Source organism: Paenibacillus glacialis, from assembly GCF_001637205.1.
GTDB classification, from domain to species: domain Bacteria; phylum Bacillota; class Bacilli; order Paenibacillales; family Paenibacillaceae; genus Paenibacillus_AQ; species Paenibacillus_AQ glacialis.
In genome coordinates, this window is record NZ_LVJH01000017.1 from 55,412 (window position 1) to 68,691 (window position 13,280).

General features: G+C 42.0%; 10 protein-coding genes. 4 read left to right on the forward strand and 6 right to left on the reverse strand.

What is annotated here, in order from left to right; all coding sequences use genetic code 11:
• Positions 1-9 precede the first annotated feature (9 nt).
• Together PGLA_RS28875 and PGLA_RS10150 are read right to left on the reverse strand one after the other, a co-directional pair.
• Positions 10-513 (reverse strand): hypothetical protein, encoded by a 504-nt coding sequence (locus tag PGLA_RS28875; RefSeq protein ID WP_245699792.1) that lies wholly within the window; start codon positions 511-513, stop codon positions 10-12.
• Between the two features lie 272 nt (positions 514-785).
• Positions 786-1,154, reverse strand: coding sequence for a YmaF family protein (locus PGLA_RS10150; RefSeq protein WP_211269526.1), 369 nt, complete (start codon positions 1,152-1,154; stop codon positions 786-788).
• Between the two features lie 94 nt (positions 1,155-1,248).
• Here PGLA_RS10150 and PGLA_RS10155 point away from each other — a divergent pair, with 94 nt between their 5' ends.
• The 3 genes from PGLA_RS10155 (at position 1,249) to PGLA_RS10165 (ending at position 3,501) form a co-directional block, all read left to right on the forward strand.
• The gene (locus PGLA_RS10155; RefSeq protein WP_068532190.1) at positions 1,249-2,286 is read left to right on the forward strand and encodes a S66 family peptidase; all 1,038 of its coding nucleotides are present in this window, start codon (positions 1,249-1,251) and stop codon (positions 2,284-2,286) included.
• Positions 2,287-2,487: 201 nt separating this feature from the next.
• Positions 2,488-2,688: a DinB family protein gene (locus tag PGLA_RS26730; RefSeq protein ID WP_084410923.1), complete on the forward strand. Its 201-nt coding sequence runs from the start codon at positions 2,488-2,490 to the stop codon at positions 2,686-2,688.
• Between the two features lie 333 nt (positions 2,689-3,021).
• Positions 3,022-3,501 carry a RidA family protein gene (locus tag PGLA_RS10165; RefSeq protein WP_068532192.1) on the forward strand — a complete coding sequence of 160 codons (480 nt, stop codon included), beginning with the start codon at positions 3,022-3,024 and terminating at the stop codon, positions 3,499-3,501.
• A 285-nt stretch (positions 3,502-3,786) separates the two neighbouring features.
• Here PGLA_RS10165 and PGLA_RS29710 read toward each other — a convergent pair whose 3' ends face one another.
• The 3 genes from PGLA_RS29710 to PGLA_RS10175 all read right to left on the reverse strand — a co-directional run bounded on the left by PGLA_RS29710 (position 3,787) and on the right by PGLA_RS10175 (position 9,990).
• On the reverse strand, positions 3,787-4,044 hold the full coding sequence (locus tag PGLA_RS29710; RefSeq protein WP_068532194.1) for a DUF3953 domain-containing protein: 258 nt from the start codon (positions 4,042-4,044) through the stop codon (positions 3,787-3,789).
• Between the two features lie 149 nt (positions 4,045-4,193).
• The gene (locus PGLA_RS27390) at positions 4,194-4,364 is read right to left on the reverse strand and encodes a YHYH domain-containing protein (protein WP_145939531.1); all 171 of its coding nucleotides are present in this window, start codon (positions 4,362-4,364) and stop codon (positions 4,194-4,196) included.
• Positions 4,365-4,791: 427 nt separating this feature from the next.
• Positions 4,792-9,990 (reverse strand): glycosyl hydrolase family 8, encoded by a 5,199-nt coding sequence (locus PGLA_RS10175; RefSeq protein ID WP_245699793.1) that lies wholly within the window; start codon positions 9,988-9,990, stop codon positions 4,792-4,794.
• A 332-nt stretch (positions 9,991-10,322) separates the two neighbouring features.
• Between PGLA_RS10175 and PGLA_RS10180 the strand changes: the two genes are divergently transcribed.
• Complete coding sequence (locus PGLA_RS10180; protein WP_068532196.1) at positions 10,323-11,210, forward strand: AraC family transcriptional regulator; 888 nt, start codon at positions 10,323-10,325, stop codon at positions 11,208-11,210.
• 31 nt (positions 11,211-11,241) lie between these two features.
• Here PGLA_RS10180 and PGLA_RS10185 read toward each other — a convergent pair whose 3' ends face one another.
• Positions 11,242-13,053: a CBM96 family carbohydrate-binding protein gene (locus PGLA_RS10185; protein ID WP_068532198.1), complete on the reverse strand. Its 1,812-nt coding sequence runs from the start codon at positions 13,051-13,053 to the stop codon at positions 11,242-11,244.
• Positions 13,054-13,280: the final 227 nt, after the last annotated feature.

The following is a 13,280-nucleotide window of genomic DNA, read 5'->3' on the forward strand; positions in this document are numbered from 1 at the left end:
AGAGCTACCTCACGGATTCGTAGGATTATCGGATTCATTCTCCTGTATTTCAAATAAATGAGTGAACTGTTGAATAATATCATCCACTGCTTTTAATTCTCCACTAATGACTTGTTCGATCGACTTGAATTCAGGCTGTTCTAGTTGCTGCATTAAGGTTGAACGTTTTACTTGTAATTGTTTGAGAAAAATGAGGATGCGTCCACGACGAAAAGTCTTCGCACCTTGCATGTTCTTGTCATCTCGATGGGTGGAACGTTGTACTGAGGATTCCTCTGTTTCTGTATGATCCAATCTTCTGCGCGTTCTCTCGGTATGTTCTCCCGAATCTTTACGGTGGTCACGATCACTATGATGCCTTCCATGAGATCTTCCACGTTCACCAGCACTTGAACCTCTTTCTGTAGCTGCTCGGTCTAAGCTACTGACTTCTCTTCGTTTGCTGGTAGCCGGAGAAGGAGAGGTTTGTTCTCTCTCGGACAATCTTTCACGTGGGGTTATACGGCGTCGCATATTCAACACTCCTTATTTTTGTATCATACGTATACATTTGCATACATTGCAATCTGTATACAAATGTATACTTCTAAAGAAGTGTTGTCAATAACAAGTGTAACCATAGGTTGAAACCCTGTATCTCTACCTAGTGGGAGATGCGGTTTTTTGTGGTTTCGGAACAGCTGCGCTGAACGCAAATAGGTGTTAGAAGCGAATAATCGGCCATAAAAAAGCACAGCTCTGTGGTGGGAAGAGCCGTGCTGTATTTCGGGTTTGTTTTATAAAATTTAGACTAAAGGTTGTTGAATTAATGTAGCGAAATTGAACTGATGTACATGACCATCATTTAGTGTAGTTGATCCAGTTACAAAGTGAACATGTTTTCCATTTCCAACAGGAATTGCACGTCCGGTTCTAATTTTTTTGAGATTATGAAAATGATTCAAGAAGTCGGTATGTGTGAGATCTATTTCATGAATATGACTGTTACCTACCCGGATCACTTGACCGGTAACACCTGCAAAACGATGATTATGTCGATCGGCACCTTCTTCTGCTAATTTAGTACTTCCTTCAAATTCATGTACATGCGTTTGCGCTCTTGTTATTTTGTTGTTTCTTGTTATCTTACGATTTCTTGAGATCTTTTTAATCATAGGTATAAGCCCTCCTTAAAGTGTTAACAAGGTATCTTATTACAATGTGTCGAAGAATGTGTTAGGCGAGTATCTTGGTAAAGCGGAGGTCATAATGAATAAACCAAATAAACTAATGTCAGGATCGAAGATTGCAATCATATCTCCATCCAATGGACTTCCCTATTTATTTCCGGGTATCTATGAACTTGGATTACAGAATCTCCAAGATATATTAGGGTTTGAAATTATTGAAATGCCTACAGCGAGAATGTCTCCAGATGATTTATATAGGAATCCACAATGGCGTGCGAATGATATCAATGAATGTTTTAAAAATGATCAGATTGATGGGATCATCACATCCATTGGCGGGTACGAATCGGTTAGGATTTTACCGTATTTAGACACTGAGATCATAATGAATAACCCGAAGTTCATCATGGGTTTTTCGGATGCTACGACCTTTTTGGCATACTTCAATTTGTTAGGGTTGGTGACCTTTTACGGACCTTCTGTTATGGCAGGACTTGCGCAGTTACAACATCTACCTGATGAATATACGCAACATGTAAAGTCGCTATTGCTTGAAGATCATTATCCATATGCTTATAAACCTTTTGCAACGTGGACAAATGGTTATAAAGACTGGGGTAATCCAGAAACATTAGGAGAATGTAGAGAATTTAATCATAACGAAGATGGATGGACTTTTATTCAAGGAAACACAACAGTAGAGGGCTATGCCTGGGGCGGATGTATTGAAGTTCTAGAGTTCATGAAGTCAACGGTGTATTGGCCGAGTGGAACCTTTTGGAATGATAAAATACTGTTCTTTGAAACATCAGAAGAGAAACCTACGCCAGGGCAAGTTGGATATATGCTTCGTAATTACGGTATGCAGGGAATATTCCAGCAAATTAAGGGCGTGATCTTTGGGAGAGCCAAAGATTATTCGATTGAAGAGAAACAAGAACTGAATCAGATCATATTAAGTGTCATCAGGGATGAGTTCGGCGCTGACAATATCCCTATTGTTGTAGATGTAGACTTCGGGCATACGGATCCCAAATTAATCATTCCCTTAGGTGGATTGGTGCAGTTAAATGCTACAACAGCGGAGATAGTCCTTCTGGAAAGTCCGTTTGCCTAATTGGTAGTTGGAATTTGTTTAGGAGTGCGCCATCATAGGCGTGCTCCTTTTTTTATCCCATTTAATGTGACGCTATAGTTATGCTAATAGATGTGACCATGCCTTTTTCAATTGTAGAATACTTCGTTCCATATCATTCAGATCAATTCCCCCGAAGCCCATATAGATCCTAGGAAGTGATTTGCTTGGCTTTAATCCCTTATGTCTCAGATCGTCCAAATCGCGATTGAACAGATGAATACGCAGCTCGCAAGATTTGAAAGTAATGTGAATCGGTTATCGGAAGAAGAGGTCTGGTCTAGATTAGCACCGGACATGAATAGTGTGGCGAATTTATGTATTCATTTAGCAGGAAGCGAGTATCAGCACTTTGTTAGTGGGTTGGGTAATCGACTTTTATAAGAGAAAGATCGCAGGAGTTCGATAGAGTAGGGGGGATATTCTAAGAGCGAATTACTTGAACAACTTCACGCTGTTCGTAGGGAGTCCATTCAGGTATTAAACGAGTTAACGGATGAAGATTTACAAGGAGAAGTAAAAATTTATTTCAATCCTGAGGATTGGAAGCGCATGAAGGGGATAGATGCTGAATATGCTGAGCCATGAGTTATCAGATCCGTTCAGAGCCATTTAGTATACATTGCAGAACACACTGGATATCACGCGAGTCAGATCGTGTTAATAACCAAATTGTTATTGAAACGTAGTGCTGATTATTAAAAATGGGGGTGAAGGATGTTGGCGGGAATCATTGAGGCAAGATTAGCGGCTTTAGAAATTGTACTTCCCCAAAGGAGTGACCCAGCTGCGAACTATATGAACTATAGCATTGTGAATGGCTTACTTTTTGTATCAGGAAAAGGTCCGTCAGGTCATCCAAAAGGGAAATTGGGCAGTGATTATTCAACGCAAGAGGGGTATGAGTTCGCAAGGCAGGCTGGAATAGAAGTGCTCGCAGTTCTCAAACAAGCGTTAGGTAGCTTGGATCGGGTGAATCGGGTCATTAAAGTTCAAGGTTTGATAAATGCCTGTCCTGAATTTGAGGAGCATCATCTCGTTCTGAATGGCTTCTCTGATCTTATGCAGGAAGTGTTTGGTGAGAGAGGACTTCATGCTCGCTCGGTAATGGGTGCCATTTCATTAAGAGGCAATCTTCCACTCGTGGTGGATTCTATATTTGAGGTTGAGGTGGGTGGGGAGAATATCTGTGTGTAACTTTTGTCCGGAACAAGGGACTTGTCACCCAATTTGGTTTAATAATCATTCGTCCAGCTTCTTCTCTATTCTTACTACGGTCTCTAAAATTTCTCTACTTGTCTAAGTATGTAAGATGATCCGTCGAGCAAATCTATATAAACTAAAAAAGAATAATAATATTAAGGCAATAGTTATTAGTTGAGTTAAAGCAGTACCCCAATGAAATGACATGATTTAATCTCCTTATGTTCGATTTATCTAATAGCTCCGTGTGGTAAGCAGGCTAGAAGAGCTTCTATGTTACTAGTGGACCATTAAAACCCAAGCAAAAACAGATAATACGAATATTGAAATTAATAAATTTAGTATCGCCATTCGTTTTCGGTTCTCTTTGAAGTCGGACAGACTCGAGAATAGAAGAGTGCAGCCCATAAATAACTGAGTATAGTTTGCTGATATTAACGTACTGTCGGGATTTATTAGGATAGAACATGCAAAGAAAATAGTAATTATCGCAAATAGTATAGAAATAATTCGGAAAGCATTTAACTTTCTCAACATAAGACGTATACCCCCTTGATATTCGTACGTTTAAAAAAACTACTGTGTAACGTGCTTTACTTCGAAATACTTGAGCTTCTGGGAATTTTCGAAGGATATTGAAATTAATAAACCCAGCCTAAAAAGTAGCATAAGCTGGGTTTGATATCTTATTTTTTCTTTTTATGATAGTGATAGCCTGTGCAAAGTCCTTTTTGTTTAGATTTTGCGGAGCAATTATGCCCACCATTTTTATCAGTTCTTCCTGAATGTGCAAAAGCTGAAGAGGAGGTCCCAAGTAACACAATTAGAGCAATGAACAGCACAATAATTTTTTTCATGTAAACTCCTTGTATGTACCCTATACTTTAGGGTTTATTAGAATCCTTCACCATGTTATAACGAATTCCATATTAAGGATATGCAGTTTATTATGATAATTCTTAGTTAAATTCTTTTTCAACGGGTGTAAGTACTCTGTTATCTTACTTTCCTCAATCGGGTACCGTTGCTAAGATATCAAGAGCTTTAATTCCTAAAGCACATCCTTTCTGATATTGTATGGATCTTATTAACATTATAAACGATCAATTGATACAATTGGTGGTTTTATCCATATGTACTTATGTTTAGGTAAATTACAAGTGGAATTAACTTGTTGACATGAAGTAACCCGGGCTTAGCCCGGGTTACTTTTTTATCATATAGATGCCTTAGGATGGAAGTATAGGTCGTGCTGGTTTCCTTAATGAACCACTTCTTAAGCTATTAAAAATACTTTTTGATGACTCGATAGATAAGAACCGCTGTTTCCGCTCTGGTCGCAGTCTGTCCAGGACGAAGGGCGTTACTATCGCCTTGAATGATTCCTTCCTTGACCAATAGTGCAGCACTTTCCTTGGCATAGTCCGCCAGTTTTGTTGTATCGGTGAAACTGCCGAGATCAGATACGGCGCCACTGATTTTCAATTTTTCTGACAGTTTTAATGCTCTGGTTAACAGCACCATCATTTCTTGTCTAGTGATAAATGCTTTGGGTTCGAATCGGTCTTCTCCAGTTCCAGTGGCGAGTCCAATTTTCTTCGCAATTCCCAACGCGTCATAATAATAAGATTCTGATGCAACATCCTTAAAGTTCGAATTTGCAACAGCATCAAAACCGAAGGCTCTAACCAGGAGTAGAATGAAATCAGCCCTTGTTATCTTTTGGCCTGGTTCAAATGTCTGATCCGAGGTTCCTTTGATAATCCCTTTGGCCGCAAGATACTCAATAGCAGACTTCGCCCAATCAAAGCGTTTATCTACATCACGGAATGAAGGGGCATCAGGCTGCTTCACATCTTTAGGAGCAGGAACGGGAACAGGGACTGGGTTTGTGGCGTTGCCCGAAGGTCCGGAGCTTCCCTTGTCACCGTTACCGGAGTTTCCTGTATCCGAACCACCGCCGGTTGAAGCGAGTGTCGTGACGACTCTTACATTACTGATTTTGGATATGTTACCGGATGCATCATAAGCGACGACAAAATAACGATAAGTCGTATTTGGCGTCAATCCGCTATCCTTGAATTCTGTTTTCTCCGTCGTTGCGATCACGGAATCATTACGATAAACCTTGTATCCTACACTTCCCATATTATCGAAAGAAGGAGTCCATTTAAGCTCAATGGCCGTAGTGGATACTGCTGATGCTTTTTCGATGGTTGATTCTTTTGGCGCTTCGGTGTCTACGATGGTCGGTGTCCACCAGTTGCCAGAAACGACCATCATGCTAAGTAAACGCAGCGTATTGCCAAAGTAAACGTCTTCGCTCGTAGGTTGCGTTGCATTATAATCCCACAAAGAGTTAAGCCAACTTTGATTGTCTGAATCTATCATCGCGGCTACCATCATTGGAGCAGAAAATGAGTTGTCCGTATATTCCTCTAATGCCGATGAACCATCGAGCTTGTAGCCAGCCATGATTTTGCTCGGATCGTCGTTTGTCCGCTTGCGTATCCAATCGGTGAGCTTGTTCAATTGCGTCTTCGCCCGATCATCTCCCGTCAATAGATAATCTGTACCGATGCGCCAAGGCGTACGAGAGGAATTATAGCTGTAATCGCCATCTGTTTCCGACTCTAGGAATTTCGGTTCTGCGGGAACGTATTTCCCATCTATCTTCACCACAAAGTCAGGGAGAAGTCCGGCATCAGGACTGAAGTTCTTGTAGAGATCCTGAGTGATCGAATACGTCTTGTCGATCACAAGGTCCCAATTGCGGTCGCCCGACACATTGCGGAAATCCTTCAGGTGCTGAAGCATAAAGTCAGATGGACGTGTCGCGTTTCCGTACTTAGGATCACTGTCATCTACCCAATCCGCTAATTTTAATGTCCAATCGGAATGATTAACATCGTTTTTCATAATGGCATTGATCACTTTTTTGGCTTCAGCTAAATAATTGATTTCGCCAACGCTTCCCCACTGGCTGTCCGCAAGCAGTAAAGCGTATGCGATATCCATATCTCCATCTGTAGCAGAGTCAACACCGCTGACATCAACGATGCCTTGGCCCGTATCACCCTGCCTCCAAGCCATCAGATCAGGGTTGATGCTGCTCGGATGGGCTCTGAAGTAACGGTACAACCCATCAAAATAAGACTTGGCTTCCGGATCATGGCCAGCCATATAGGCAGTAATCAACATACCGTAGCCATGTGCTTCAGAAACGGTTATCGCATCATAATCGACATTGAGATCATCATCATGTTCCTTCTTGAACCAATCTCCGTCGGCATACCATACATAGTATTGTGACGGATCTGATTCTTTAAGATAAGGATTCGGTTTCAAATATTTCTTCTTCCATTCATCGAACAAACGGGCCACAGTTGCATCGATTTGCGCCTGCGGCTGATGATTCGGTTTAATCGAGCCAGCAGCAAAGCTCGTATGCTGAGGGAAAGGTCTGAGAGTAGAAGAACCATTGGAAGATGGCTTCGTCTTCAGACGGATCTCGTTAGAAGCAAGCGATTCAACTCCGCTCTCGTTCACTGCCTTTACCGTATACTGATATTCTGAATTGGGATTCAAACCGATATCGGTAAAGGAGGTTTCTTGGGTCTTTCCAGCGAGAACACCATTGCGGTACACATGGTATTTGGCTGGTTTTGTGCCGGAAGATTCCGTCCATGACAGATCAATTTGGAAAGGAGAAATGACCTTGCCAACCAAGTGGGTCGGAGCCGAAGGCGGTTCATTCCCTGATGGACCTTCCAGTGTACGGACTTCCACCTTTTCAGAATTGTCTCTGCAACCGACTGCCTTGATGACCAGATTGTATTGGATTGCTGGATTCAAATCCTCGATTGTTAAGCTGTATTGCGTCGTAGTCTCTTTAACTTGCTGATAGACACTCCAGTGCTTGCTAACTTTATCATCCTTCTCATACACTCGGAAACCTCTTACAGGGTCCTTACTGGACGCAGGTGCTTTCCAGGTAAGTATCGCCTTGTTGCCCTGCAGTTCAACCTTTGCATCAACCACTGGTGCAGGCTTAGTGTCTGTACGTTTAATTCCGTAATGATCGTATACCTTCAGGCCATCTTCTCCAAAACCTGGCTGACCTTCGTCTTTAACGGCTGCCGTCATAGCATCAAATTTAAGAACCTGATCCGACAGGGACACATCGGTAAACATTTTCTTCTCAGGTTGTTCGTCGATTGCTGCAAAGTAGTCGTCGTAAGGAATTGGCTTGCCGTCTGGACCAATGATTTCTTTAGGTTCCCAGTTCGTGTCCGGACCATTCTCATACTGGTTATTCTTATAATAAAATTTATTCCCAAACGCATTCGACATGAGGTAAACCGTTCCTTTGGGATTGATGACGTTGCCTTCACCGTCTTTCTCCAAATCCTTTGGATCGATAACCTTGTCGCCATACATTTGGAAAGACCTCATATACATATGATCGTGGGCCTCAAATACCATATCGATTCCGAGTTCGTCAAATACAGGAATCAGATTATCCTTGTAAAACTGGACTCGTTCGCCTTCCCATTGAGCTGAATTATCTCCGGCTGCATAAGGGGATTTGTGGAACATGACGAATTTCCACTTCTTATCGGTCTTGGCAACCGTATTTTGCATCCAAGTCACTTGATTCCAAAATTGTTCCTTCTTGTTATCATCCCAATCTACAGTACTTCCGTCCTCACTAACCTTTCCGTCAAATTGTGAGTTGAAGACCATATAGAGTCCGTCACCGTACTCGAATGAATACACGGAGCCGTCGTGCGTAGCATCTACAACTTTACGAGGTAAGTTGAAGTGATTGTAAAAGTTATTGTTCGGAGTTGTCGCATCCCCGTCCCAGTCTGAGATCTCATGTCCACCGAGTACTGGAACATACGGAACGTTTAACAAAGGCTCCTGTGCCAGACCGAGCATCCACTGCCACTGCTCCTCTAGATCGCCATTATCGACTAAATCACCAGCACTGATGAGGAACTTGGGATTGCCGATGTAATTCTTAGCTTTCTTGAAGGTATCCGCCCATGGCTCGAATTCTGATTCGCTTGAGGCCTGAGAATCGGATCCAACAATAAACCGATATGGTTGTGGAGTAGCTGTATCTGTCATGAAAGATCCAATAGAGCTCCATTGCGTACCGTCGCCTACACGGAATTTGTATTCCGTTCCAGGTTTTAAATGATCAGCAATCACTTTATGGCTAAAGAACGTTGTTTTATTACCGGAGGATCTGTCATTCTTGGTCATATAAGTAGAAATTTTATCTGCCTTGCCAGTAAACTCAGTAGCCTCTTTTGGAAATAGACTTCCTTGAATCTGGGAGGCTTCAGCGATCTGCACTTTCGTATCGGTTATAATGTCCGTATACCATGCTAAAGCAATGCTTGTTTTTGGATCGCCATTAAAGGCCATATTAATGAGTTTCGGTATGGTTGGTGAATCTTGCGTAGTGAAGCTCCAACTTATATCTCGAACAAGTGGGCCGTTATCTACACCTTGAATTGCCGTTTTGGGTATCGTAACGGTGTAGGTTGTACCATATGTTAATGCGTCATGTTCGATCCATAGACTATCGTCTTTCACATTAAAGTGTAGGCCGGGAACCGTCTGATTCTGGGCATCTACAACAGTAATCGCTGTGTTGGATACCAAGGAGATCTCTTTGTTGAATTTGACTTCAAAAGGTGTGTTTGAGGATACCTTCTTCGCTTCATCTCCAGGGAAATGCATCAGATCAATTGTAGGATGAACAGGAACTTTTCCTGGGATTGGTACGCCCTCCACAGAAATGTTCCGAATTCTGCTGGACCCTCCTCCGCCAATGCCGTCTGGATTGTCTTTGGAGTTGGTTGCTTTATTCGAGTTAACGAGCCAACGAATGTACAACAGTTCCTTATCATCTGCATTCGGAAGCGGAAGCTTGTTAAGTTTACAGGAATCATTCGAGCAGTTGTAGCTTGATGAGGTATTCATCTGAACGGTGCCGTTCGGTACATCAGTCCATGTGGTACGATCAGTGCTGATCTGCACTTTGAAATCGTTAGGGCCTGAACCGGACGAGTTTTGTTCAGAAGACAAAGTAATATCCTCGTAGGTCGCTGTTGAAACTGTCGCCAACCAATATTTTTTATCTTGGCCGTCGTCCCAACCCTGGTAGCTGATATCTTTCTTATCTTTATCGTAGTTCTCGAACCTTCCGCCTATGTTTTGTAGTATGGAGGAGGATTGGTATTGACCGCCTGTAGCAAGGTGAATATCATATTTACCCTCGTCCTCGAACATCCATTCGGAAATCACAGTTCTAGACGTGCTTACTGCTCTGGACAAATCTGCAGGATCAACGTTCGTCCCATTGGCATATGTAGCGCTTGGTAATGACCACGGAATCAGCAAGAAGACCATAAAAAGGAGGGCTGCACGATTCCAATGTCTTCTAATGTTTTTCTTCAATCGCATGTGTAATCCCCTTTCCCGATAGTTAAAGCGCTTAAACTTTTAGAGAGAAACCTTTCTTGAATCTTCTTGTCTATAAGTGATAGCCCCTTTCGTCAGAGATGGTAGAATCCTAATTTAGATCCCCCCATTGCTTAATATAGCGCATGAGCACACTTGCATTCTCGAATTATCCGTTCCGAATTTCATTATTTTCTACGTTTATTGCTAATATTTTAGTGAGAAAGTGATCATGTAATATAAATTTAAGTGATTTAATTTTTAAGGGATATTACCTTTTTGATTGGCTTCAGTTACAATAAGATCACCAACAGATAATCCGGGCTTCCGGGGAGGTGCTAGAGATTCACTTCTTTCGATCCACACCTTTCTATATCAGCAAGGAAAGCAAATCGAGCACAAGCATTCCGACGGTACACTATCACGATGCTTATGAAATCCTCTACTTAATTTCTGGCGAGTTGTATTATGTTATCGAGAATCAATCGTATCAAGTTGTCAGTGGTTCATTGCTACTGATTAGAATGAACGATGCGCATAAGTTGATCAATCCGAATGGTTCGACTTTCGAAAGAGTTACGTTACTGTTCCAGGAGGAGTACCTATGCGACTTGTTGGGAGGGGAAACAGCCTTTCATCCGTTGGCCTCTTTTTTACCCGGTTCGTGTGTCATTCGGCTAAGAGGTCCAGAACAAGGCTTCGTCGAGGGAATCTTTGAGAAAATGATCGTTGAGCAAGCGAACAGATTGCCCGAAACAAATCTTTACCTCAAAATTATTTTAACTGAACTATTAATTTTCATACAACGTAAAAAGAACAGCTGTGGTCAACAAAACCAACGCTCCTCAGATCGGGTTCATCAGCAAATTTCCCAAGTTGTCCATTACATTAACCATCATTATGATCAGCGGCTTACCCTAGAGGATATTTCTAAACGATTTTACTTGAGTACTTCTCATCTAAGCCGAACCTTCAAGGAATCGACTGGATTTACCTTTATCGAATATATCAACAACGTTCGAGTCAAACATGCTTGCTACTTCTTGAAGGATTCCAAATTATCGGTTACGGAGATCGCTGAACGCGTCGGATTTGAGAGTTCTACGCATTTCGGACGAATGTTCAAAAGTATTGTCGGCCTTGCCCCTTTGAAATTCCGCAAATCACGTGAAATGGCGATACACAATCCTGACCAATACGAGTCGGAGATTTCTTCACGTTAGTATTTCCGACTCACTTGGTTCAGTTTCGTAGTTAATTCACATTGCTATTGTATAAATTCCCACCGCCAATACGACTATCGTTCTGCGCCGTCGTTCCGGTTGTGGCACCTGTTGCAAATACAACGTAACCTGTTGAGCTATCCAAGTTCACCGTGTTGTGATTGAAGGCATTGTTCGTTCCTGTTACATAAGCAGTGCCATGTGTTCGAACCTGGAAAGCATCTACAATATTTACATTGCCATTTCGGTAGCCCTGATTGTAACGAATGATCGTGTTTACACCCTTTACATCCACGAAGCTATCCGCGCTGTTGTCGCCGCTAATTCCCGTTCCATTGAATGTACAGTATTCAATTAGGGTACCACTAGCGCCTTCTTTCACATCAATGTGTTCGGCTGTAATACCACCATCAAACAGGGTATGGCTAATCACGTTACCTGTTACGGTGTGCTCATAATTTGAGCTGGAATCAGACCCAACATAAGCTCCCTCGCCGTATCCTGCTTGATATTTACCTGTGTCGTAAACTATTGAGTATTCAAGCGTATTATAGGAACTACCATCCCGGAAATGAACACCCTCATCCCCAATATTGTGAACTTTGACGTTGTGTAAAATATTACCATTTCCATTGTCGATAACAATTCCTTTTTGCGCGTTAGTAATTTCAACATTGCTAATTTGCCAATTGTCACCTGTCAGATGTATACCATAGGAACCATCATTGACATTTAATCCTTTAAGGATAGCTGGATTATTCGGATCACAGCTGGTAAGAAAGATGGGGCTTGTCGACGTACCATTCTTATCTGAGTAAAAGAGTCCTTGACCACCGGGGTCTCCACTCGTTGATCGATTTCCTGTGTACGTACCTGGAGCAATCGAAATGATGGAGCCGGGAGTAGCCGTTTTTAAAGCATTTTGAATGGCGGATGTCGTATTCAGTGCTTGCGTGCAGCCTGTCGGTGGCAGTGTGATAGCTGGTTTCGTTGTAACCACGGTCGCACTACTTTGTGCTGAAGCGTTGCCTGCGGCATCTTTTGCTTTTATATAGTAGCTGTAGGCCGTGGAAGCAGCTAGGCTGGTATCACTTGTAGTTGAACCAGTTACACTTTTGACTAAACTCCCATTCCGGTACACCTCATAACTTGTTACGCCTACGTTATCGGATGATGTGTTCCAACTCAGATCAATCTGACTGCTAGACGCTGCCGAACCGGTCAAGTTTGTTGGCGTAGTGGGTGCCTGCGTATCCCCTCCAGTACCCACACCACTGCTTATAATAACAAGTTGAGGTTTATTCGTAGCATTCTCATTACTATTTAACGTCGTATATTTGCCATCACTTTCTTGCAGTACAAAGGATGCACTAAGATCTCCCGCAGATTCCGTGGTTACATAAGAGGTAACATCTATTTCATAATAGGTGATCGAGTTATTCATCGATACGCTTCCAGTTGAAATGCCAACTGCAGGCTTGTTGTTCCAGGTGATCGATGATTCTGTCCAGTTATCCGTTGTCTTATATGCCGAAAGAATCGTATTCCAGGAAGCACTTCCATAAACCCTTAATTTGGCGCTGGTAACTCCAGCAATACCTGTAAGATTGAATTTAAGGAAGGCAGAGCGGGGAGCTGTTGGATCATTTTTAATAATCAGAGATGTTGCGGTTCCATAGTTCGAGACAGGGTTGCTTTGTTGTACATAGGAATCGTCAGATGGGCTAAGTGTTACTGTGGTTGAGGCTAGAACAGAAGTGGGAGTTGTCATCATCATCATGAGTGACGAAAATAAGGTTACAGCTAGTGCCTTACCTATATTTCGTTGAATGAACGTTAACATATAAATCAACCTCCTTAAATACATATGGTTCATGCCACTTTGTACATAATGAAGTATACGAGACGTCTAGGTATTTAAGTTCTGTCCCATAAAAATGTTCTTAAGTATAGGATTGATAAATAATATGGTGTGAACATATGCCTAACTAAAAGTGTGAGCGCTTAAACTAATTTGATGAAGGTAAACGGAAGATTATATTGGTAATATCTTTAATTTATTAAATCATA

Coding starts and splice junctions, on each gene's coding strand:
- PGLA_RS10165 (WP_068532192.1), top strand. CDS start 3,022: ATGTTGGCGGGAATCATTGAGGCAAGATTAGCGGCTTTAGAAATTGTA.
- PGLA_RS28875 (WP_245699792.1), bottom strand. CDS start 513: ATGCGACGCCGTATAACCCCACGTGAAAGATTGTCCGAGAGAGAACAA.
- PGLA_RS10185 (WP_068532198.1), bottom strand. CDS start 13,053: ATGTTAACGTTCATTCAACGAAATATAGGTAAGGCACTAGCTGTAACC.
- PGLA_RS27390 (WP_145939531.1), bottom strand. CDS start 4,364: ATGAAAAAAATTATTGTGCTGTTCATTGCTCTAATTGTGTTACTTGGG.
- PGLA_RS29710 (WP_068532194.1), bottom strand. CDS start 4,044: ATGTTGAGAAAGTTAAATGCTTTCCGAATTATTTCTATACTATTTGCG.
- PGLA_RS26730 (WP_084410923.1), top strand. CDS start 2,488: ATGTCTCAGATCGTCCAAATCGCGATTGAACAGATGAATACGCAGCTC.
- PGLA_RS10175 (WP_245699793.1), bottom strand. CDS start 9,990: ATGCGATTGAAGAAAAACATTAGAAGACATTGGAATCGTGCAGCCCTC.
- PGLA_RS10155 (WP_068532190.1), top strand. CDS start 1,249: ATGAATAAACCAAATAAACTAATGTCAGGATCGAAGATTGCAATCATA.
- PGLA_RS10150 (WP_211269526.1), bottom strand. CDS start 1,154: ATGATTAAAAAGATCTCAAGAAATCGTAAGATAACAAGAAACAACAAA.